The organism is Clostridium chrysemydis, assembly GCF_015234215.1.
In the GTDB taxonomy this organism is placed as follows: Bacteria; Bacillota; Clostridia; order Clostridiales; family Clostridiaceae; genus Clostridium; species Clostridium chrysemydis.
The window spans coordinates 53,234-76,229 of record NZ_JADEKP010000003.1 but is presented as its reverse complement, the minus strand read 5'-3'; the positions used below and the strand labels follow the sequence as shown (position 1 = coordinate 76,229).

General features: G+C 28.0%; 26 protein-coding genes and 1 riboswitch. Of the genes, 9 read left to right on the top strand and 17 right to left on the bottom strand.

Annotated features, from left to right (window positions below):
- Positions 1–76: 76 nt before the first annotated feature.
- The 3 genes from INR60_RS17375 to INR60_RS10445 are packed head-to-tail and all read right to left on the bottom strand — an operon-like array spanning position 77 to position 2,278.
- Positions 77–184: a YdeI/OmpD-associated family protein gene (locus INR60_RS17375; RefSeq protein WP_238480434.1), complete on the bottom strand. Its 108-nt coding sequence runs from the start codon at positions 182–184 to the stop codon at positions 77–79.
- Positions 181–534: a DUF1905 domain-containing protein gene (locus INR60_RS10450; protein ID WP_238480433.1), complete on the bottom strand. Its 354-nt coding sequence runs from the start codon at positions 532–534 to the stop codon at positions 181–183. The genes INR60_RS17375 and INR60_RS10450 overlap by 4 nt, the downstream gene beginning before the upstream one ends.
- A 16-nt stretch (positions 535–550) precedes the next feature.
- Positions 551–2,278: a tetratricopeptide repeat-containing diguanylate cyclase gene (locus INR60_RS10445; protein ID WP_194191474.1), complete on the bottom strand. Its 1,728-nt coding sequence runs from the start codon at positions 2,276–2,278 to the stop codon at positions 551–553.
- Positions 2,279–2,348: 70 nt separating this feature from the next.
- Positions 2,349–2,434: riboswitch (cyclic di-GMP riboswitch) on the bottom strand.
- Between the two features lie 166 nt (positions 2,435–2,600).
- Here INR60_RS10445 and INR60_RS10440 point away from each other — a divergent pair.
- Positions 2,601–3,146 (top strand): manganese efflux pump MntP, encoded by a 546-nt coding sequence (locus INR60_RS10440; protein WP_194191473.1) that lies wholly within the window; start codon positions 2,601–2,603, stop codon positions 3,144–3,146.
- A gap of 52 nt (positions 3,147–3,198) precedes the next feature.
- Here INR60_RS10440 and INR60_RS10435 read toward each other — a convergent pair whose 3' ends face one another.
- The 3 genes from INR60_RS10435 to INR60_RS10425 all read right to left on the bottom strand — a co-directional run bounded on the left by INR60_RS10435 (position 3,199) and on the right by INR60_RS10425 (position 5,896).
- On the bottom strand, positions 3,199–4,731 hold the full coding sequence (locus INR60_RS10435; RefSeq protein WP_194191472.1) for an AbgT family transporter: 1,533 nt from the start codon (positions 4,729–4,731) through the stop codon (positions 3,199–3,201).
- A gap of 254 nt (positions 4,732–4,985) precedes the next feature.
- Entirely contained in the window at positions 4,986–5,492 is a 507-nt protein-coding gene (locus INR60_RS10430) for a hypothetical protein (protein ID WP_194191471.1), read from the bottom strand.
- A gap of 104 nt (positions 5,493–5,596) precedes the next feature.
- Positions 5,597–5,896: a rhodanese-like domain-containing protein gene (locus INR60_RS10425; protein WP_194191470.1), complete on the bottom strand. Its 300-nt coding sequence runs from the start codon at positions 5,894–5,896 to the stop codon at positions 5,597–5,599.
- Between the two features lie 134 nt (positions 5,897–6,030).
- Between INR60_RS10425 and INR60_RS10420 the strand changes: the two genes are divergently transcribed.
- Positions 6,031–6,606, top strand: a complete 576-nt coding sequence (locus INR60_RS10420) for a PH domain-containing protein (protein ID WP_194191469.1) — start codon at positions 6,031–6,033, stop codon at positions 6,604–6,606.
- A gap of 332 nt (positions 6,607–6,938) precedes the next feature.
- On the opposite strand, the gene INR60_RS10415 is transcribed toward INR60_RS10420, so the two are convergent.
- A complete protein-coding gene (locus tag INR60_RS10415; RefSeq protein ID WP_194191468.1) occupies positions 6,939–7,562 on the bottom strand; it encodes an HAD family hydrolase in 624 nt (207 codons plus the stop codon).
- A 121-nt stretch (positions 7,563–7,683) separates the two neighbouring features.
- Between INR60_RS10415 and INR60_RS10410 the strand changes: the two genes are divergently transcribed.
- The 6 genes from INR60_RS10410 to xdhC all read left to right on the top strand — a co-directional run bounded on the left by INR60_RS10410 (position 7,684) and on the right by xdhC (position 12,972).
- Positions 7,684–7,929, top strand: a complete 246-nt coding sequence (locus INR60_RS10410) for a CPF_0552 family protein (RefSeq protein ID WP_194191467.1) — start codon at positions 7,684–7,686, stop codon at positions 7,927–7,929.
- A gap of 77 nt (positions 7,930–8,006) precedes the next feature.
- The gene (locus tag INR60_RS17705) at positions 8,007–8,366 is read left to right on the top strand and encodes a DUF5658 family protein (protein ID WP_420797487.1); all 360 of its coding nucleotides are present in this window, start codon (positions 8,007–8,009) and stop codon (positions 8,364–8,366) included.
- A 611-nt stretch (positions 8,367–8,977) separates the two neighbouring features.
- Positions 8,978–9,262 carry a PQ-loop domain-containing transporter gene (locus INR60_RS10405; protein WP_194191466.1) on the top strand — a complete coding sequence of 95 codons (285 nt, stop codon included), beginning with the start codon at positions 8,978–8,980 and terminating at the stop codon, positions 9,260–9,262.
- Between the two features lie 51 nt (positions 9,263–9,313).
- Positions 9,314–11,635 (top strand): xanthine dehydrogenase molybdenum-binding subunit XdhA, encoded by a 2,322-nt coding sequence (gene xdhA / locus INR60_RS10400; RefSeq protein ID WP_194191465.1) that lies wholly within the window; start codon positions 9,314–9,316, stop codon positions 11,633–11,635.
- Complete coding sequence (gene xdhB / locus INR60_RS10395; RefSeq protein WP_194191464.1) at positions 11,628–12,512, top strand: xanthine dehydrogenase FAD-binding subunit XdhB; 885 nt, start codon at positions 11,628–11,630, stop codon at positions 12,510–12,512. Before xdhA ends, xdhB begins: the two co-directional genes overlap by 8 nt.
- Positions 12,502–12,972 carry a xanthine dehydrogenase subunit XdhC gene (gene xdhC / locus INR60_RS10390; protein WP_194191463.1) on the top strand — a complete coding sequence of 157 codons (471 nt, stop codon included), beginning with the start codon at positions 12,502–12,504 and terminating at the stop codon, positions 12,970–12,972. The genes xdhB and xdhC overlap by 11 nt, the downstream gene beginning before the upstream one ends.
- Positions 12,973–13,044: 72 nt before the next feature.
- Here the strand turns inward: xdhC and INR60_RS10385 are convergent, their stop codons facing one another.
- From INR60_RS10385 to INR60_RS10350, 8 genes are all read right to left on the bottom strand, one after another.
- A complete protein-coding gene (locus INR60_RS10385) occupies positions 13,045–13,677 on the bottom strand; it encodes a hypothetical protein (RefSeq protein ID WP_194191462.1) in 633 nt (210 codons plus the stop codon).
- Positions 13,674–14,228: a sigma-70 family RNA polymerase sigma factor gene (locus INR60_RS10380; protein ID WP_194191461.1), complete on the bottom strand. Its 555-nt coding sequence runs from the start codon at positions 14,226–14,228 to the stop codon at positions 13,674–13,676. The genes INR60_RS10385 and INR60_RS10380 overlap by 4 nt, the downstream gene beginning before the upstream one ends.
- A 165-nt stretch (positions 14,229–14,393) precedes the next feature.
- Positions 14,394–15,050 carry an SdpI family protein gene (locus INR60_RS10375; RefSeq protein ID WP_194191460.1) on the bottom strand — a complete coding sequence of 219 codons (657 nt, stop codon included), beginning with the start codon at positions 15,048–15,050 and terminating at the stop codon, positions 14,394–14,396.
- A gap of 88 nt (positions 15,051–15,138) precedes the next feature.
- Entirely contained in the window at positions 15,139–15,753 is a 615-nt protein-coding gene (locus INR60_RS10370; protein WP_194191459.1) for a hypothetical protein, read from the bottom strand.
- A gap of 2 nt (positions 15,754–15,755) precedes the next feature.
- Positions 15,756–16,436: a hypothetical protein gene (locus INR60_RS10365; RefSeq protein ID WP_194191458.1), complete on the bottom strand. Its 681-nt coding sequence runs from the start codon at positions 16,434–16,436 to the stop codon at positions 15,756–15,758.
- A 270-nt stretch (positions 16,437–16,706) separates the two neighbouring features.
- Positions 16,707–18,506: a heme NO-binding domain-containing protein gene (locus INR60_RS10360; RefSeq protein WP_194191457.1), complete on the bottom strand. Its 1,800-nt coding sequence runs from the start codon at positions 18,504–18,506 to the stop codon at positions 16,707–16,709.
- A gap of 239 nt (positions 18,507–18,745) precedes the next feature.
- Positions 18,746–18,970, bottom strand: coding sequence for a hypothetical protein (locus INR60_RS10355; protein ID WP_194191456.1), 225 nt, complete (start codon positions 18,968–18,970; stop codon positions 18,746–18,748).
- A gap of 8 nt (positions 18,971–18,978) precedes the next feature.
- Positions 18,979–19,119, bottom strand: coding sequence for a hypothetical protein (locus INR60_RS10350; RefSeq protein ID WP_194191455.1), 141 nt, complete (start codon positions 19,117–19,119; stop codon positions 18,979–18,981).
- 177 nt (positions 19,120–19,296) lie between these two features.
- On the opposite strand from INR60_RS10350, the gene INR60_RS10345 reads away from it, so the two are divergent.
- The gene (locus INR60_RS10345; protein WP_194191454.1) at positions 19,297–19,515 is read left to right on the top strand and encodes a DUF8582 domain-containing membrane protein; all 219 of its coding nucleotides are present in this window, start codon (positions 19,297–19,299) and stop codon (positions 19,513–19,515) included.
- A 40-nt stretch (positions 19,516–19,555) separates the two neighbouring features.
- Here the strand turns inward: INR60_RS10345 and INR60_RS10340 are convergent, their stop codons facing one another.
- Positions 19,556–20,989, bottom strand: coding sequence for a 6-phospho-beta-glucosidase (locus tag INR60_RS10340; protein WP_194191453.1), 1,434 nt, complete (start codon positions 20,987–20,989; stop codon positions 19,556–19,558).
- Between the two features lie 20 nt (positions 20,990–21,009).
- Positions 21,010–22,896, bottom strand: a complete 1,887-nt coding sequence (locus INR60_RS10335; protein ID WP_194191452.1) for a beta-glucoside-specific PTS transporter subunit IIABC — start codon at positions 22,894–22,896, stop codon at positions 21,010–21,012.
- Positions 22,897–22,996: the final 100 nt, after the last annotated feature.

Here is a 22,996-nt window from a genome sequence, read left to right as displayed (position 1 = left end):
CTGGATATTATTTAATCAATTAAAAAGGCATGATTTAAAATTACTTCAAAATCATACCTTTCATTATTTTTAAAACTTATATTTTCATTTCATTTTCTAGCTTTTCTATATAATCTTTAATACGTTTAAGTTTAGTCTCTTCTTTTTTAGCACTAGTTATTGAATTTATGTACTTTTTTTTCATAGAAAATGATAGGCTATTAAAAAATCTTTTGCTTTATGATTTTTGTTTAATTCTACTTCAAATTCTTTTGGAATTTCAATAACTCTCTCTTCTAAATCTTCTTCTATTTCTACGTTTACTGTATCACCAAAAGTTTTATTTAACTTTTCTCTTATTTCTTTAGTTATGCCTATCATAAAGCAAGGCATTCCCATTTTGACAATAGATCCTCTATAATCTATCCCATCAAACTTTGCTTTTACCTTTACTCGCCTTTTGCCATAAACTTTCTCTACATCAAAAGGTATTTCAATGTATGAAGCGTTCTTACCTTCTACTTTTTTTATTTGTGATTTAAATTCTTTTTTCATTTCCTGTCTCCTTAAATTAAATTTCAACCCTATCTTTTCCATCACTTTTTGCCTTATAAAGTAATTTGTCTGCAAATTTAATTCCGGTCTCTAAATCTATGTTTTTAAGTTCTTTTACCCCAGCTGAAAATGTAAAAACAAATCCTCTCTCGTCAGGGTTAAGCTTTAATTTAGTTCTAATATTATCTAATATTTCTTTTGCTTCAGTTCTACTTTTAGAGATAAAAGCAATTACAAATTCCTCTCCTCCATACCTATAGATAATTTCATCTTTTGAAACTGAATCTTTTAGTACTTTTCCAAGTTTTCTTAAAATATCATCTCCATAGCTATGACCTAGACTGTCATTTATTTTTTTAAAATTATCTATATCTAAAATTGCTATAGTTACTTTATTATTTTTTAATTTCTCGTTTATTAATTCCTCTCCATAACCTCTAGTACAAACTCTAGTTAAGTAATCATAATTTACTAATTCCTTTAAAATATTTTCACTTTTTTGCTTCTCTTTTAGTACTTTGTTTAACTTTTGAGTTACTATTATTAAAATTAATATAATTGCTATACCTATAACAAATGCAAGTTCTAAAATTTTAAGTTGTCTATTCATGAGCTTTAAAGTTGATTCATTTAAATCATCATTTACAGTTGCCATCTTTGAAATTATATTATTAACCTCACTGTTAGCCTCAGTACTTGCAACATCATAGTATATCTTATAAATATTCATCCCATTTATATTTATATTATTTTCTTCTAAATATGTAATAAGCTCATACAATACTTTTTTTTCATTATAATAATCCTTACCTTTATTATGCATATCTATAGCTTTTTTATAGTATTCTATAGCTTTTTTCTTTTCCCCTTTTTTTCTATAGTAAACAGCTAACCCTACATTTGAATCTGCAATTGCCTGATTATCTCCTATTTGTCTATTTAAATATTTAGCTCTCTCTATATTATCTTTTCCTTCTTCAAGCTTTCCTATTTCAAGTTCACAAAGTCCTACTTCTAAAAGTGAAGCATCTGAAATATTGGTATTAAATTTTTTATCCAATTCTTCATTTATTTCATTATAAGCTAATGCGTATTTATATGCTTCTTTAAAATCTTTTTTCTTATAGAAATACTTCATTTTACTATATTCCGTTTTGTAATTGTCCGTTATATTAAGATTATTTAATTTATTATAATAAAAATCTGCTTTATCTATTATATCGAACTCAGAGTAAACACATAAGTAGACAGAATATGCAAGTCCTTGGGCTTCTTTAATATCCTCTTTACTTAATATATTATCTTTTGAATTATTAATTAAGCTAATTAGGTCATTAGCTAAGTTAAAACTATCTGTAAACTTTTCTATAGATAACATCGCCCATGATAAATACTCTAACTCTTTAATTTTAAAATAATCTCCATTTTCTACCTTACTATATTCTTCAATAGAATTTTTTGAAGCTTCCATTACCTTTTCGTAATCATTTCTAGCTAAATAAATTTTCATAAGAGAAGAATAGTATACTCCCCTTTTAAAAGGGTCCTTTTCAGTTTTAACTAGCTCACTATATTTTTTTTCACTTCCTTCTAAATCGTTAAAAACATCATTACTCAAAAATATTTTATAATCATACTGTGACTGAATAGATCTCTTAGTTACTTCTTTTCTCATTAAAGTAAAAGCTAAAATTACAGTGCATATTATTACTAATATACTAATTATTATCTTTTTCTTATTCATCTTTATCTCCATAATATTTTAATATAAAAAGCCTTAACTATAAAAGTTAAGGCTAAAGCTCCTTTAAATAAAGTGCAGCTGGCTGACATAGTAATTAAACCTTAGTCCCTATAGTTTTGCGTAAATAAGATTTCTCTTATTTTGCCTAAATATTATTATATTAGTTCTTATTTTAATATATATTCATTTCTTTTTCTATTTTAATTATATACTAGTTTTAAATATTATCAAAAATATTAATTATAAATTAACTTAAATTCTATTTTTTAATCTTATTTAAAGTGTATAGTTTTATTTGATATTTAAAATTTAGGAGACTTTTATGGAATTTTTAAGTGCAATACTTTTTGGACTTTCATCTAATTTAGATAATTTTATTATTGGAATTTCTTATGAGATAGGCAAAAAGAAAATAACTTTTTTTGATAATCTGATAATTGCTTTTATCGGAACCTTCGGAACATTTCTTTCTATGGAGGTTGGAAAATTAATTTCTTCAATCTTCCCAAATTACCTCTCAAACTTTTTAGGAGCTTTTACTATAGTAATTATGGGTGTATATTTTACTATTCAAAGTGTAATTAAAAAGAATTCGAAAACCTCTACTTTAAAAGATCTTAATTTAAAAACTACTTTGATTTTAGCATTTGGCCTTACATTAAATAATTTAGGAGTAGGTATAGCTGCAAGTGCAACAGGTTTAAATATACCTCTAGTATGTTTTTTTAACTTTATTTTAAGTTTATTAACTATATTTTTAGGTCAAGTTCTTGGAGGAAAAGTTTTCGGTAGGATTCTTGGTAAGTACGGAGATATAACTTCTGGAATTCTTCTTATAGTGCTTGGAATAATAGAGATATTTAATTAAAAAATTTAGGGCTTAGTACCAAAATATAGTACTAAGCCCTATTGATTTATAATTAAAATCCTAGTGGTAATCCAAATACGAAGAATCCAACTAGTAAAGTTGTCCAGAAGATTAAAAATGCTATTGAGTAAGGCATCATTAATCTTATCATATCGCCTAAAGTATAATCTGGTTTATACTTTCTCATAAACACTAGTATTATTCCAGCGTATGACATAAGTGGCGAGATAACATTAGTTGATGAATCTGCAAGTCTATATGCAGCTGAAACTAAGTCTGGTGTTAAATTTTGATTTACGTTATATAACATTGGAATAAATATAGGTCCAAGTAACATCCACTTTGAAGTTAATCCTCCAACAAATAGATTTATTAAAGCTGTTACTAATATAAATCCTATTAAAAGTAATACAGGATACTTATCTATACCTAAGTTCTGTAAGAATGATGCACCTAAATATGTTATATATGTTCCAAGGTTTGAGAAACTTAATAATGCTAAGAAGTTATATGAGAAGAAAGTTAATACTAAAACATATCCCATTCCACCCATTTGCTTTGACATAGCTTTTACTATATCCATTGCATTTTTAAACTTTCCAACCTTTTTACCGTAGAATAATCCAGTCATAAAGAATAAGAATGTTATTATTAAAATTACATTATCCATTATTGGGTTTACCTTGCTTCCATCTTCACCTATAAATGGTGCAAGAGGTCCTAGTGCTAAACATATAACTATAGCTAGTCCTATTAATAATCCAATTAATGCACTCTTTAATGCTTTATTTTCTTCTGGTTTTACTGTAAAATCATTTAAATTCATATCTTCTGGTATAACATAAGTTTCTTTTTCAAGTCTAGGTTTTACAAACTTTGCTGTTACAAAGTAACCTATAATTGATAAAAGTATAGTTGATGCAACTATAAAGAAATAGTGCATTGTAGCTGGATTTAAAGCTTCTCCAGCTCTTGATACAAAAGGTACACCTTGTCCTTCTGCAAATATCTTTGCATTGTTTCCAACTATTACATCTATAGGAGTTCCTGGAATTAGGTTTGCACTAAATCCTGCTGATACCCCTGCAAATGCTGCCGCCATACCTATTAAAGGATTCTTTTTAAGTCCTACGTATAATAATCCTGCAAGTGGTATTAAAATTATATAACCTGCATCTGTTGCTATACTACTCATTATTCCTAAGAAAACTAAAACTACTGGTAAAAACTTATCTGAAACCTTTAGTCCAATCTTTTTAATTAAAGTACTTAAAAGTCCTGATTCTTCTGATAAACCTACTCCAAGCATAACTATAAGAATAGTTCCAAGTACTCCTCCACCGTATGCAAGCCAGTTGTTTAGTAGAGCATTATCAAATATCCATCTGAAGTTTTCAGCATTAAGCATATTTTTTACGCTATATGTAATATCTGCTCCGTCTGCTCCTAAAGTTGTAAATTCCTTTCCTCCCATAACTAAAGTAAATACAAAAGTTACTGCGTAAAGTATCATAAATATAATTACTGGATCTGGAATTTTCTTACCAAACTTCTCTATAAACGATTCTTTTTTTACTTTTTCCATATCTATATCACCCCATCATTGTTTACGTGTAAAATACACTTGTCCACTTATGTTCTTTTATGTACTTGATTATAACACATCTGAAAGATAAATATATACTTTTTGTGAACTTTATGAATTTAAGTTAACATTTAGGGTTTATTTGTATTATTTTGTCATTTAATCATTAATTAGCATAATTTTTTAACACTTTAATAATAGATTCTTTTATTTAATAACTTCTTAAATAAAAAAAGACTTTCATATTTGAAAGTCTATTTATTAAAACTAGATAATTCTTGTATGTATCCTATTATTTTTTTATCATCATCTTCTGTACTACATAGTACTTTAGTACACTTTTTTTCTCTTGATTCTATATCTTTTAAAAGAGAATCTAAACTAGTTAATGTTTTTATAGCTTTAAAAGTAACATTTTTATCGTTTATATCAATTACACTTTCTAAACTATCCTTTAAATTAGTGTTTTCTAATTCACTTATTTTAGATACATAGCTTCCCCTTTCGATATTGCTTGCTAAAAATCCAATATAAGTTTGGATCCTTTTTTTATCGTTTAAAGAAAGCTTTCCTTGATATGATTCATAAAATTTATAAATTTCCTCAAGTCCCTCAATAGATTCAATTCCTGTTTGGAAAATAATTTTTTGAGCTTTTATTTTTTCTTTGTAATTATAAACACTAACTCCAAGCAAAATAACTATTATTGAAACTAATATTAAATATATAATATTCCGCTTCCGCGCCTTAGCTTCTTTCATATAAATTCTCTCCTTTTTCCTTTTTATTAAATACCTACATAATTATAACAAATATATTTTATTTATCAATTTAGTTTAATATTTAACAAAGTTAAAAGTTTTTCCTATTTTTCTAAGTCGCCGTTAAAACTCAAAGTCCCACCCGAAACGTTTATTACCTTATATCCTTCTTCTTTTAATTCGCTGCAAGCTCTTAAGCTTCTCATTCCAGCTTTACATATTATGTAATATGTCTCTTCTTCTTTTAAGAATTCATCTGGTGCTTCTAATAACTCTTCCATAGGAATATTTTTTGCATTTTTTAGATGTCCTGATGAATATTCATATTCTTCTCTTATATCTATTAAATTAATATCCTTTAGATTGGTTAATTTATTTACTTCAATTGATTTAATGTTTGCCATTTCTATCTCCTTTTATAATTATAATTTATTTAATTATACAACTTTAATTTTAAATTTAAAGTTTTTTGGAAATAATTGACAAATATTATTATATAACTTAAACTTATTTTATATATGTAAAGGATGTGATTAGTTTGGACCTTTGTGAAATATTATGGAAGAAAGATTACAATAGAGCTGATTCTATTTATTATACTCTTAAAGAAGAAAATGAAAGAATATTTTTTCTTTTAAAAAATTCTAATGAAGAATTCTGTTTTACAAATAAAGCTTTAATTCACATTACTAAAGATACCTTTAATCCTAAGATAAATAATATATTCAGATACTATTTCTATAGAAATAAAATCTCAAACGTAAACTTGCAGATAATAGAAGATGCAGATATGTTTTTGGAATTAAAATTTGATATTTCAGATACAACTATTCTTTTAGCTCTAGATATAAAGGAACTATCAAATATAAACAAACTTTATAAAGCGTTAATAAGTATTGAGGAAATGTATATACAAAGTGATTTTTCACTAAATACCTCTAGTAAGAGTTTAGAAACTGCCTGCGAAGTTTTGTCTAAGTCTTCATCTAAGGAAATGACGATATCTCAAGATTTTAGAGCAATAACGAAATTTACAGAGGAATGGATTACAAATGCTAGAGATAAATACACTTTATATGATTTATCTGAGGTATTTAATAAGTTTAGGCTCTAAAAGGATATTCATTATTAATTTATAATATTGAATTTTTTATTTTTAATTATTTATACACCTATTATTTACTTTATTTGTATTTTATTCATAATTATATATTTATTTTTAAATTTTTGAATTATAATATAAATATAACTTGAATTTATTTAATGCCTTAGGGGGTTTATTTATGAAAGAAAAAACTGAAGCACTTAAATTTATGTCAGGTATAATTGGAATCTTTGTTTTTCTTGTTCTTTTTGGACTTGTATACGCAAACTTCTTTTTATAATCTTAGTTAATTTATAATTAATGCGGTGCATAATATTTTGCACCGCATTAATTATTTAGATTTATTTTAATATTTTAAGTAAATCTTCCGGTTCATCTAAATAATAATCTGCCTTTACTTTATCTACATCAATACATCCCCACTTCGCTAGAGCAAACTCAACCTTTGCTTCTTTAGAAGCTCTCATATCTGACTCAGTATCCCCTACATATAAAGCTTCACTAGGGTTTATATTTAATAATTCTAGAGCTTTAAGTATTGGATCTGGGTCTGGTTTATGTTTTTCTGTATCTTCTGCTAAAACTTCGCATTCCATATATTTATGTAATCCTGTATCATAAAAGTCTATTTCGTATTGCTTTCTCATCTTAGAACTTGCTATTCCTTGAATAATTCCCATTTTTGAAACTTCTTCTATAACCTTATCGAAGTTCTCATAAAGTTTTGCTCCTTTTTCATACTCATTTACATATCTTACCCACTTTTTATAAGACCCTTCTATATCACTAAACCCTAATTCTTCTATAGTTTTAAGCCCAGCATTCGCCCTATACTTTAAAAGATCTTCATATTCTATATCTTTGTTTAATTCTTCTTTTATAAGCTTCTGTAGCGGAATAAAATTCATCTCCTCTGTATCTAAAACTGTTCCATCTAAATCATAAATAACACATTTTTTACTCATTAATTTCACTTCCCTTCCTTTTATTTAAGTATAAAATATTTAATTTTTTAATTCTATGTATTTTAGGATATTTTTTCTAGTTTGTGTTAAAATAATAAAAAATAAGTAAGGAGGATTTGCTATGTTTTATATTATGGCTATCAAAATAACACCTAGAAACAAGATTGCACCAAAGGTTCAAGAGATTTTAACTAAATACGGTTGTACAATAAAAGTTAGACTTGGGCTTCACGAAGCAACAGCTGACGCTTGCTCTCAAAAAGGTTTAATACTTTTAGAATTATTAGATAATCAAGAAGAAATATCTGCGCTTAAAGAAGATTTAAATTCTTTAGAGGGAGTTTCAGCAAAACTTATAGAAATTTAGATTTATTTTTAAAAAATTTTTTAATTTTTGTCTAAACTCTTTATTTTCTGTCAAAGATAGAAATAAAGGAGTTCATTATGTTAAATTTTTTAAAAGCAAATTCAGTTCACATAACTAAATTCAAGCTAAAGTTACTCTATATTTTAAATGTTTTTGATATAATTTTTACTCTTCTATTACTTGAGACTGGTATCTTTAAAGAAGCTAACCTCTTTATGAGAAACATTGTTGAGTCTCCTATTTTGAGTATCTTTATTAAAATAGTATTAGTTTTCTTTTTAATAAAATATCTTTTAATAAGAATAGAAGGTGCAAATTTAAAGCAACTTAAAATATCAAATTATATACTTAATTTCACCTTAGCTATCTACATAGCTATTATAATTTCGCATATTTTTTATTTTGCTATATTTTTTTATATCAAAATATTTATTTAAACTTTGGCAAAACCCTAAGGACTGTCTTAAATTAAGACAGTCCTTTGTTAACGTTTAATGACTTTTTTAACAGTGGATTAACAGACTTAACATTTTGTATTTTTCCTATTATGTTAAATATTTGATTTAATCTCCTAATTTTATTAAAATAGATTTACATACAAAAGAAAATTTAATAGAGAGTATATTAACTAGGTTGAAAGGAGGAACTTATTTCTAGAATGTTTCTGAAATTTCTACCTTAGCTTAATGTAAAACCAATTGTAAACGATTTAATATTTTAGAGATAAGAAAGTTATTATGGAAACTTTAAAAACAATCGGAACTATTATCAATTTTGTAGGTGGTATATTACTCGTCTATTGTTTTATACCTCAAATCATTACATTAATCAAAACCAAAAGTCCTGGAAATAATAGTACTCAATCTTGGGTGATTATGACCTTTGGCATAACTTGTATTGGAATAAACCAATTTATTTGCCAAATTCCAAGAATACAATTAATCATCCAATCAATAAATATAGTATTAAGTATAATTTGTACTTCACTTATTGTTTACTACAGTAAGAAAGATGCAAAGTTATAAGAATATTTTAGGAGGAAGTTTTTATGGAATCTCTAAAGTCTTTTGGTGTTATAGCTCAATTTTTAGGTAGTTGTACTTTATTGTACTCATTCCTGCCTCAAATATATAAGCTATTTAAAAATAAAAATTCCGATGGTATGAATCTTCAATATTGGTCTATCCTTACTATTGGTTTAACATGCATAGCTATCAACTTAGCTATTAATAATGTTAATTATTTTATTCAAGGAACTCAATGGTTAAATATAGTACTAGCTTTAATAGTTTTAGTTTTGTCAGTTAAATACAGAAAACAACCACAAAACTAAATATTCTAAACTACGTAAATACTTTGACATAATTTTAAGGAGGATATGCTTATGGAAAACAGATTTGACATAGTAGGAAAAGATATTACTAGGGTAGATGCCTATGCAAAAGTTACTGGTAAAGCTAAGTACTGCTCCGATTACACAGAAAGAGATATCTTAATTGGGAAAGTTTTAAGAAGTCCTTATGCCCACGCAAAAGTTATAAAAGTTCATAAAGAAAAAGCTTTAAATATCCCAGGCGTTCTTGCAGTTTTAAGTCATGAGGATTTGCCTCATATAAAATATGCAACCGCAGGTCATCCTTACTCTCTAGATCCAAGCCATAGAGATATTGATGACTATATGATGCTAGCTGACAAAGCAAGGTTTGTTGGGGATGCTGTAGCTTGCGTTGTTGCTGTAGATGAAGTTACTGCAATACAAGGAATAAAGGCTTTAAAGGTCGATTACGAAGTTTTACCTTTTGTAGTAGACCAAGAAGAAGCTATTAAGCCTGGTGCACCAGTAATTCATGATGAAAGGCCTAATAATATAATAAGTGATTTTGGAATTACAGTTGGAGAGCCAGATGAAATATTTAAAAATGCTGATAAAGTGTTTAGTGGCAAATATGAAACTCAAATAGTTCAACATTGCCAAATGGAAACTCATAATACTATCGCTAAAAGGGATGAAAAAGGAAGAATGCTTATAATATCTTCAACCCAAATCCCTCATATAGTTCGTAGGATTGTTGCTAAAGCTTGTAACTTGCCTATAGGTAAAGTTAGGGTTTTAAAGCCTTACGTAGGTGGTGGCTTTGGTGGAAAGCAAGATGTAATTATAGAACCTTTAACTTGCGCTATGAGTATGGCTGTCTCAGGAAGACCTGTTAAGCTTTGTTTAACTCGTGAAGAAGCTATAGTTTCTACAAGAACAAGACATGCTATGAGAGCCTATATAAAAATGGCACTTGATAAAAATAATAAACTTCTTGCATTTGATATAGAAAATTACGTAAATAACGGGGCTTATGCTTCACACGGTCACTCAATTGCAATGAGTGCTGGAAGTAAAATACGTCCTTTATATAATATAAAAGCAGAAAAATATAGACCTAAAACAATTTATACAAACCTTCCCGTAGCTGGTGCTATGAGAGCTTATGGAATTCCTCAAATGTGTTTTATGCTTGAATCATTAATAGATGATATATGCTATGATTTAGAGCTTGACCCAGTTGACTTTAGATTAAATAACTTTATAAAAGAAGGCTTTGTAGACGAGCCAACTGGAATAGTTATAAGAACCTTTGGTCTTCCAGATTGCTTAAATCGTGGAAGAAAGCTTATAGATTGGGATAAAAAAAGAAAAGAATATCAAAACCAAACTGGTCCTATAAGAAAAGGTGTTGGTATGGCTTGCTTTAGTTACTTCTCTGGAACTTATCCTGTATCAGTTGAAGAAGCAGGCTGTAGAATCGTTATGAATCAAGATGGATCAGTTCAAGTTCAAGTAGGTGCAACTGAAATAGGACAAGGAAGCGATACAGTATTTTCTCAAATGGTTTCAGAAACTCTAAGTATACCTTTTGATACTATAACTTTAGTATCAAAACAAGATACTGATGTTACTCCATTTGATACAGGTTCTTACGCCTCAAGACAATCGTTTATTGCAGGACAAGCGATAAAAAAAGCTGCACTTGAAGTTAAGAGAAAAGTTTTAGATATAGCTTCTGATAAGTCAGGATTAGATATTGATATGATAGATTTAAAAAATTCTAATATAATATCAAAAAGTTCTAAAAGAATATTATTTTCTCTTGAAGATATCTGCCTTGAAGCATACTATAACAAAGAAAAATACGCTCCTATAACTTCTGATTTAACTGTTAAGGTTAGAAATAATGCAGTAGCCTACGGTGCTACTTTCGTAGAAGTTCAAGTAGATACAAGAACAGGAAAAATAAAAGTATTAGATTTATATAATATACACGATTCAGGTACTATCTTAAATAAGAAACTTGCAGAAGGTCAAGTTGATGGTGGAGTTAGTATGGCATTAGGTTTCGCTTTATCTGAAAAATTCATAATAGATAAAAATACAGGTGCAATTATAAATAATAATCTTTTACATTACAAACTTCCAACTATGATGGATACGCCTGATGTTAAATGCGAGTTTGTAGAAAAATACGACCCTGAATCAAGCTATGGTCAAAAATCTTTAGGTGAAAATACAACAATCTCTCCTGCACCAGCTATAAGAAATGCTGTATTAAACGCTGTAGGTGTTAAAATAAATAAACTTCCTATGGACTGTCAATCAGTATTTGAAAAGCTAAAGGAAAGCGGCATAATTTTAAAAGGGGTGAAACAAAATGTATGATATTACAGGAATTCTTGAACCAAACAGCTTAGACCAAGCCCTTGAATTGTTAAATAACGTAAAAGATTTAACTATAATTGCAGGAGGTACTGACGTACTTGTTAAACTTCGTGAAGAGAGATTTAAAAGTCTTTGTCTTTTAAGTTTAAGGGACATAGATTCCCTAAAGAAAATAGATATAAATCCTGACGGTTCTATAGAGATAGGTTCTATGACTACATTTACTGAAATCTTTAGAAGCGATATTATAAATAAATATATTCCAACTTTAGCTGAGGCTGCAGTCTCTTTAGGAGGCCCTCAAATAAGAAATATTGCAACTATAGGCGGGAATGTTTGTAACGGTGCAGTGTCTGCTGATAGTGCTCCAACACTTTTTGCATATAACGCGAATCTAAAATTAAAATCTAGAAATACAGAAAGAATAGTTCCTATAAGGGATTTTTATAGAGGTCCTGGAATAGTAAATATATCAAAAGATGAGATTTTAGTTAGCATTATAATTAATAAAGAAGATTACTTTAATAAGTTTGGAAAATACGAAAAGTTTGCAAGTAGAAACGCTTTAGATATAGCACTTATGGGAGTTTCTGTAGTACTCGAAATTGAGGATGATAAATTTAAGGATTTACGTATAGGTTTAGGGGTTTCGGGCCCTACTCCACTTAGGTGCGAAACTTCTGAAAATTTAGCAAGAGGTATGGAAATCACAGATGAAAATATGAAACTTTTAGGCGAGACTGCCTTAAAATCATCACATGCAATAGACTTTTGGAATGCCTCAAAAGAATATAAAGAACATTTAATAGAAGTTTTATCCTATAGATGCATCGAAAAGGCTGTAGACAGAGCAAGGGGGAAAGATTATGAGCTTTAAAAAAATGATTCATTTAACAGTTAATGATAAAAAGTATGAGATGGAAATAGATATAAGAGAATCTTTATCTGAAATTTTAAGATTTAGATTAAACCTAACTGGTGTAAAACAAGGGTGTTTAGTCGGAGAATGCGGTGCTTGCACTGTTCTTGTAGATGGCGTTCCTACAGACTCTTGCATTTACCTTGCAGTTTGGGCTGACGGCAAAAGTATAAGAACAATTGAAGGAATAGAAAAAAACGGCAAGCTAAGTAATGTTCAACAAGCCTTTATAGATGAAGGTGCCGTTCAGTGTGGTTTTTGTACCCCAGGACTAGTATTAACATCTACAGCGTTAGTTGAAAGCGGTAAAAACTTTACTGATAAAGAACTTAGACGTGAATTATCAGGTCACTTATGTAGATGTACAGGATATAATAAAATATTTAAAGCAACTAAAAAAGCTTTATCTATGAGATAGTTCTTTCTTTTAATAATTTATATAAAGAAGCTACCACTTTAAACTGTTTAAAGTGGTAGCTTTTTAATTTATTTAACGCATAGAAAGGTTTTGATATACTATAAAAATTGTAAGTAAAATCGTAAATATCATCTGCATTATAAAAATTTTATCTACATCTTTTTCCCATGTAGTTTTTTTCTTTAAACCAACCTTTTCATCTTTTTCATCCCTTAATACCTCTTTTAATCTATCTAATTTTTCAAGGTAAAAATCTAAGTTATATACTTTTCCATCTTCCTTTTCTGCTTGAAGTAATACTCTATTATCTACAAAAATTTTCATATTTTCTTTTTTTAATTTAAAACTTCTTATAAAGTTACCATACATTGCCCTTTCTACTCCATAAAAACCTTTATTTGTCTTTACTAAAGTTATAAAGAAAGGCCACTCAAAAAACATCGGATTTGAAAGATAACATCCAGGCCCTGCAACTGACATAATAGCTCTTTCACACTTAGCATCTACAGCGCTTCCTGAAATATGATCTATTATATATTCATCCTTAGCTAAAGTTTTAGAAAACTCATTCATCGCCTTTTTAAACTTAATTTGAACGAATGATTCATTTACACTTTCATATGCCTCTTTAGCTAAATCTTTAGGTATTTCTTCTTCTTCGAAATTTTTAATCTCTTCCTCAGTTATATAATCTTCTATTATCATGCTTCTCTCTCCTCTCTAATTTCTTCACGTATTTTTCTACACTTATTTCTAAGCCTACTTATCCTTTTATAAAGTGTATCTCTACTTATAAAATATTTCTCTTTTAAATACTCTGTATCACAGTTTTTAATAAATTTATCCTTAAATAAAATTTGATCTTCTCTATCTAATTTTTTATATATTTCATTTATTATTTTTAAATCTTCTCTTTCTAGATAAATGTCTTCTACCCCTTTAGACACTGCATCTTTATCATCTAACTCATCATTTTTATATAACCTTTTTAATTTTCTTTTATAATCTAAAGCAGTATACTTTGCTATTGTGTATATCCAAACTCTAAACTCACAGTCTTTTTTATGTTTACTTATATTTTCTAGTGCTTTCATATAAGTGTCATCATAACATTCAATTATAAAATCCTTTTCGTGTGGTTCTTTTAAGATACTTTTGATTATTTTCAAAATAGTTAAGCCGTATTTATTTACTATAAAGTTAAAAGCTTTTTCTTCTTTATTTATCAATCCTCTTATAAGTTCATCTTCTTTCATCCTTCGTCCCTCCTTATACTATATAGACGAATTATCTATATAATATCTGACCATCTACTAATTATTTTATTTAAATTTTTATTTTATTACAAATAATAACATCTTTACTTTAAAATATAAAAAGACTTGCATTCAAAATAGAATCCAAGTCTTTTATACTCATCATTAATTCTTTTTATTTGTAAGTCTTCTAGGATATAAACATAATATTACAGTTAAAATCAGTAATGAAACTATTAATAACGGCATAGCAATATCCCCTTTGATAATTAAAGATATTATAGTAAATAAAGCACCAAAGACAATAAAAACTTTGCCTCCGAATTTATGAGTCTTTTCCCATATTTCATCGCTTGATAAAGTTTTAGATGTTCTTATTCCGATTAATTTATTTCTTTTAAGCTTTGGTAAATACCTTCCTAAAATCATAAATCCTACACCTAAAGCAACATATATTAATTTAAAGGAAAATGCATCATTTATATTTGTTACCTTATTAAAGCTTGTAATTAAAAAACTTATAGTCAAAACATTAAAAGTAACTGCAAGAACTATATTACAAATATTTAAACTTTTAATATTGTTATCATTTTTTGAAGACTTTTCAGTACTCTTAGTATATATAAGACTTATCATACAAAACACAAACCCACTTATAGGTATTATTAGTGATTCATACTTACTTCCCCACCTTGTAACTTCTCCATTAAATCCATAGTGTGCTGGTATTAAGTCTGGTAAAAAGTTTAAAGATATAATCGTTACAATTAGTGGTAAAAATATAAAAAACACTAACACTCCATTTTTAAAACTAGTTTTCATTAGAATCTTCTCCTTCTTAATTTAACTTAAAGTTACCAAACTCTGCTTCCTTAGAAAGAAACTCATTTTTTAGTATAAATCGTAATCATTAAACTAAAAAATATACAATTATAATAGCTAGAATTATTATTAAAACTTCTACTAAAATAGTTTTATTCCTGTTTTTTTCCCACCTAGTCTTTTTTTCTGAACCATTAATAGCTTTATCTATACTTCCTACTACATTTTCTAACCTTTCTCTTTTTTCAAGGTCGAAGTGAATGTTATACTCTCCTAAATCTTCTTTTTTGCATTCTAAAAGAATTCTACCATCTATAAAAAATTTAAAAGTATCTTCCTTTAATTTAAAACTTCTAATATATTTTCCATACATCCCTCTTTCGATTGCATAAAAACCTTTATTAGTTTTTGCTAAAGTAACGTATATTGGCCAATCAAAAAACATTGGATTAGAAAGATAACAGCCAGGCCCCATAACAGATGTCATAGCCCTTTTACAATTAGAATCTACAGCGCTTCCCTGCGCGTAACTTATCATATATTCATCATTCTCTAAAGTAGCCTTAAATGAATCTAATGCCTCATTAAATTTTTTCTTCTTAAAATCCTTATCTAAAAGCTTATCATTTAATAAAATTTTATCTAAAATTTCACTCTCTGAAGCATCATGTTCTTCAGAACCTTTATAAATATTATCATCCATATTTATTTCTCCTTTTTAGCTTTTATTTTCTTTAAATACCTTTTGACATTATTTATACAACTAAGATTTAATATTAGGAATTCTATCTTTGTTTTATCTTTAAAAATTATCTCTACTTCCATCTTCTTTTCTAGTTTTCTCATAAAAAATATTCCAATTAAAACTGTAAATAAAACACTAAAAATAATTCCTCTATAATCGTTAAATCCAAACTCTAAGAGATAATCAAACAAAAGTGTAAATATTATTATTATAGGTAAAATACCAGCTAAAAATAATATACTTTTACAAATTCTTGTTATAACCGCTAAACGTTTATGCTCTTTGTAATGGTTAAAATAGCTTATCTTTTTGTGTAAATTTTTAGGTTTTCCTCTAAATGATTCTATTAAGGACTTATCATAAATCTTTAATTCTGGACTTTTTGAATCACTTAAATGCTCATTTATAAAAATTCTCTCGTTTGTTATAAAAATTAGATAATTAAATGCTGATTTATTGAACTTAAGTAAGGATTCTTCTGATAATAAAGATATTAAAGGAAGCGTTTTTAAAGCTTTTTCACTAAAACCTTTTATACAAACTTCTATCTTTTCATCTTTTTTTAGGAGTTTTAGAACTTTTTCTTTAGTTAATTTCAGATTTTCTTCTATAGTTTTATTATAACATGATAATTTATCCAAGCTAACTCCTCCCTTAAAATTTTACAATTAAACTCTTTTTATATATTATATGTATTTACATACATATTCTTCTATAATTTACCTCCAATTTCATATTGATATTTTTATATTTACAATTTAAAATATAGAGGTCATTAAATTTCTATGTATCAATGTGATGCAAAAAAAAGAAATAGCGTTCCCCTACGCTATTTCAAAGCTTTAAAGTATTGATTTTTGAAGTTTAAAAAGGCACTATTTTCTCCCCTAGAAAATAGTGCCTTCTTCCATTTATATCTTATATTTATCTAAATCTTTTTTAAATTCCTTTGTGATATCTTCAAAATGCGATATTCTTTCTATTAAATCTTTTATATCATTAGTGTATGATGTAACATTTGCACTTACTTCTTCTGAAGAAGCAGAGTTTTCTTCTGCAATTGCTGCTAAAGATTCAATACTTGAATATACGCTAGATATTGACGAAGCTTCTGTATTTAGGCTATTTATAGTATGAATCATAGCCCCTGCTACTTCTTTTACTGACTCATTAGCTTCAAAGCTAATATCTCTTACGTTTCCTAAATTATCTGTCTCTGATTCTAAAATATCATATTGATCTTCTATTTGTTTAACTAAATTATTTATTTCGTGTCTAAATAATTCAAGGTTTGTATTAATCTCAGAAACTGCATCTTTAGATTGTTCTGCAAGTGATCTTATAGAATCTGCAACTACTGCAAATCCTTTTCCTTGTTCTCCTGCTCTTGCAGCTTCTATAGAAGCATTCAGTGCTAAAAGATTAGTTTGCTCTGCTATAGCTGAAACTATTTGAACTATTTTAGTTATATCTGATGCTTTATTTTCTAAATCTACTCCTTTATTTTTTACTTCATTAAATTTGTTTAAAGTAGTTTGGATGTTTTCACTAGATTTATTAACATGCTTATAACTATTGTTTATTTGACTCATTGCTTCTTCAAGTTGAACTTTATTTCCGTTCTCTTTCTTTACTATACCTTTTAAAGAATTTATATTTTCATTTAGAGATTCAACTGCTTCATCTGTATTTTCAGCTTGAGTAATAGCACCTGTTGCTACTTGTTCTACAACTCCACTTATTTCGTTTGAAGTATTCTCCATAGAACTAGAAATATTATTTATGTTTTTTGTGAAGGTATTCATCTCATCTACAATACCTTTAAATCCTACAAAATCTGTTTGTATGCTTTCTTTATATTTTCCTAAAAGCTTGTAAATATCTTCAAACTCATCATTAGTTACTATCTCACTATCAATATCATATTTATGATTTAGTAAATTATTAATTTCATCTTTAATGCTACTTATAGGTGAAGTCAATAATCTTGTAGATATAAATGTAAACACTGCTACTATTACTGATGATATAAGAGATTTTATAATTCCGCTTGTCCCAAATAACAATATGTTAGGTATCAAACTAAATATGAAAGCTATCATTGAAGTTTTAGCACTTAAACTATTAAAAATTCCAAAAGATAATAACTTATTTAATTTAAATGACTTCTTAAAGTATATATCTTTATCAAAAGTAAGCTTTAGATCTAGGGAAGTATTAGTTTTATTTATTTCTTCTATCTTCACCTTCTCATTAAAATGCGTACAAACTCCATCTAACATTCCTAAAAAATAATCAAACATCCCTCTATTAGAGTTATAGCTAAATATAGCCTCTCTCTTTGAAGTAGGTTCTATCTTTAATAGTGGTGGTTTAGCCCCTTTAAACCTTTTAGTCATAACTACGTGTACATCAAACATAGATTTTAAAAATGAATATACATTATCATGTTTAAAAAACCCTGGATAATCCTTGCTAAAAGTTACAACATTATCTTGTCCTATCTTTCTCCAAAGTTCATTTGCTTTTATATTCTTTTTGTCTGCAATATACTTTATACAAGCACGAACCTTATCATCATCTACATTTTCTATTGGCGAGAATATCTTATCTCTCCCAAAACCTACGCTATCCATAGCTTCATTAACTACATTATCATCAAACAGCTTACGGTTTGTCTTCATCCATGTTGACACAACTGTCCCCTTCATAACTATCCTCCATTTCAATATTTTTACTACATAAATATTTTCTGTAAATTTTATTATAAGTATATATATTTTTTATAAAATTCATATTTAATTTTACATTCTATTAAACTCTTTTTCAATATTCCTAAGATAGAATAAATATTGTTAACAATTTAGTCAAAAATAAAAAAAGCTATCATAAGATAATAATTATCATTACAATAACTTTTTATTATTAATTATATGGACTAAAATAAGCCTTAAGAGTGAATTTGAATAAAACTTACTATAACTAGCACCACGTCTAAAATGTTTACAGTTAGAGCTATTTTATATACCTCTAACTTATCTTTTCTGTAGCTTACTATTGAAATAACTATTCCTATTATATTTATAACAATCCCGACTATCGGAAATAACCAAAGGAATAATCCTAAAATTGCAAGCCTCATGGGCCATCTTTTAATTTGTAAAGTAGTTTCCATAAAATCTCCTATCTTGAATCACTTGTTTCGATTTGATTTGCTTGACCTTTGCATCCTTCAACAAATCCACAGCCAAAGTCATAGACTGCATCTGCAATTACAATAATGCAAGCTATCATTACTATTGTTTTATATAGTTTTTTCTTCATATTTAATACCTCCCCCTATATTTACAATAAAATTTTACAAATTCCTTATTAACTGGAATTAAACTACATATTATCAAACTGTAAATTTTATCTACTTTTAGTTAATTATCTTAAGAGTTCGTATAATATTTATTAAATATGTTATATTTTAAATATAGATATTAGGAGGATTTAGTAATGGATAAATACGATGAAAAGTTTGAAAAAGATATAGAAAAGAGTAAAAAATCTTTCAACATAAGAGAATCTAAGTTAATATTTGTAGCTAGTATAATTCTTTTAATAGCCGGTTTTATAAACGTAGTCCTTGGTAAGTATATCCCTGGATTAATTTTTATAATTATAGGTGGGCTTTATCTTGGAATAAGTTCTGCTTTTAAGAAAAATAAAGTATAAAAATTAGGGCTATTACAAAAATGTAATAGCCCTAAACTTTTTATAGATTTTCACCATTTGATTTTATAACTTCTTTGTACCAATCAAAACTCTTTTTCTTTTTTCTTTCTAAGCTTCCGAAACCTTCGTTATCCTTATCTACATATATAAAACCATATCTTTTTTTCATTTCTCCTGTAGATGCTGATACTAAATCTATACAACCCCAAGGTGTATACCCGATTAGTTCAACTCCGTCTAGTACTGCTTCTTTCATTTCTTTTATATGCTCTCTTAAATATTCGATTCTGTAATCATCATTTATACTTCGATCTTCCTCTATTTTATCTATAGCTCCAAGTCCATTTTCAACTATAAATAAAGGCTTTTGGTATCTATCGTACAATGTGTTACAAGTTATTCTAAGCCCAAGTGGATCTATTTGCCATCCCCACTCTGATGCTTTTAAATAAGGGTTTTTAATAGTTTCAAATACGTTTCCACCAGTCATTCCATTTAAAACTTCTGGGTCTGTACTTGCGCATCTACTTGAGTAATAACTAAATCCAATATAATCTACTGTATTATGTTTTAATATCTCTAAATCTCCATCTTCCATTTCTAATTCTATATCATTTTCTCTAAAGAATCTCTTTGCATACCCTGGGTATTCTCCTCTTGATTGAACATCTATAAAGAAATAATTTTCTCTATCATTATCCATAGCTTTTTTTACATCTAAAGGATTTGCTGAATAAGGGTATGTTACACCTGCAGCTAGCATACAACCTACCATAGAACCTTTTATTATTTCGTGCGCAGCTTTAGTTGTTAATGCACTTGCAATTAATTGGTGATGTGCTGCTTGATATTTTATTTTATCAGCGTTTTCACCTTCTTTTAAGATTATTCCAGCTCCTAAAAATGGTGCGTGTAATAACATATTAATCTCGTTAAATGTCATAAAGTACTTTATTTTATCTTTGTATCTATTAAATATAGTAGTTGTATAATTTAAATAAAAGTCTACTAATTTTCTGTTTCTCCACCCTCCGTAATTCTTTATTAAACTAACTGGAAGATCAAAGTGACATAGAGTAACTACAGGCTCTATATCATTTTTTATCATCTCATCGAATAATTCATCATAGAATTTTAACCCATCTTCGTTTGGCAGAGCTTCATCACCATTTGGGAATATTCTAGACCAAGCTATAGAAACTCTTAAACATTTAAATCCCATTTCCTTAAATAATGCGATATCTTCTTTAAATCTATGATAAAAATCAATAGCTTCGTGTGATGGATAGTACTCTCCCTCTACTGGCTCTAAACTATCTATTTTACCCATTAAAACATTAAATCTATTTTTGCCTGTAGGACAAAGGTCTACAGTTGTAAGACCCTTACCTCCATCTAAATAAGCTCCTTCACATTGGTTTGCAGCTAATGCTCCTCCCCATAAAAAGTTTTCATTAAATCCTAAATTTTTCATAAAATTCATCCTCCCTAAATTTAAATTACTACTGTTAGTATTTCATCATTTTTACTTACTTCTTTTTTATCTGTTTCTATAATATCTAAATAACTATCAGAATTTGTGATAACTACTGGAGTTGTAACTGAGAATCCAGCCTTTTCAATATTTTTTATATCAAACTCTAATAATAGTTCTCCTTTTTTAACTTTAGCACCTTGTTTTACTTTAGGTGTAAAATACTTTCCTTCTAACTGAACTGTATCCATTCCAACGTGGATAAGAATCTCAGCTCCTGTATCTGTTGTTATCCCTATAGCATGTCCTGTAGGGAAGAATGTTGTAACTACTCCGTCATTTGGTGCAAATACCTTTCCTTCTGAAGGCTCTATTGCTATACCTTTTCCTAAAACCCCCTTAGAGAAAGCATCGTCTTTTACTTTGCTTAAAGGTTCAACTTTTCCCTTTAAAGGACTATTTAAAACTTCTCTTTTTACTAAAACGTTTTCTTTAACTTTGTTATCTTCTTCTTTTTCTCCTGTTAACTTAGTGAAGAACATCATTATAAATCCTAGTGCAAATGAGGCTACCATAGAAATTACCATTCCGTAGAATCCTGCATCTATACCATTTTTAGGATTTATAAATGCTGGTATTTGGAATATTCCAAGTCCACCATTTGTGTAGACTAATGTACCCATAGCACCAAGTATTCCTCCACCTACAGCACCGCCTATACAACTTATTATAAATGGCTTTTTACGAGGTAATGTTACACCATAAATTGCAGGTTCTGTAACTCCAAATATACCTGAAATAAAAGCTGGTATACAAAGTGATTTTAACTTTTTATCCTTAGTTTTAAACATAATTGCAAGTACTACACCTATTTGTGCAAAAGATGCTGCAAATATTAAAGCAAGTATTGCATCATAACCATTAACTGCTAAGTTATTAAATCCTATAGGAATAATTCCCCAGTGTAATCCAAATATAACAAACACTTGCCAGAATCCTCCAAGTATAACTCCTGCAACTATTGGACTTAAGTTATATGCAGCTACAGTTACAGCACCTAAAAGCTGACTTGCCCAAGTTGCTATAGGTCCTATTACTATAAATGTTAAAGGTACTACTACAAGTAATGTACAAAATGGAACTAAGAAGTTACTAACTACGCTTGGAATATATTTTTTGAAAAAGTTTTCTACTTTTCCGCCAACAAAACAAGCTATTATTATTGGAATAACACTTGATGTGTAGTTCATCAAAATTACTGGTATTCCAAGGAATGTAACATAAACTGGAGATTCAATTATAGTTCCTCCAAATAAAACAAATAAAGGATCTCCTGTTGTAAGTCCTGCAAGTGCCGGATAAACAAGAGCTGCACCTATTGCCATTCCTAAAAATTGATTTAATTTAAACTTCTTAGCTGCTGTAAATCCTAAGAATACTGGGAAGAAGTAAAATAAACAATCTCCTATAGCATTAAGTATAGCATAAGTTCCAGTATCTGGTGTTAACCACCCTAATGCTACAAACAAGGCATTTAAACCTTTAATCATACCAGTTGCAGCTAAAACTCCTAAAACTGGAGTGAAAACTCCTGAAATTATATCTATAAATCTATTAAAAGGACTCATCTTTTCTGAAGCATCTTCTGACTCTGACATTCCAATTCCACCGACTAAAACTACATCTTTATAAACCTCTGGAACGTGATTTCCGATTACAACTTGATACTGACCCCCACTTTGAACAACTGTAACTACTCCATCTAGGTTTTTTAAAGCCTCTGTATTTGCAAGTTTTTCATCTTTTAGCTTAAACCTTAAACGAGTTATACAATGAGTTAAACTATTAATATTTTCTTTTCCACCAACATACTTTATAATCTCTTTCGCTAAAGCTTCGTATTTCATAATATTCCTCCTTGATTTTATAATTATTATATAAAAAAAAGACGAAACCAATATAAGAATATTATGAAATATTCAAAATTTGGTCTCGCCTACTTAAAGT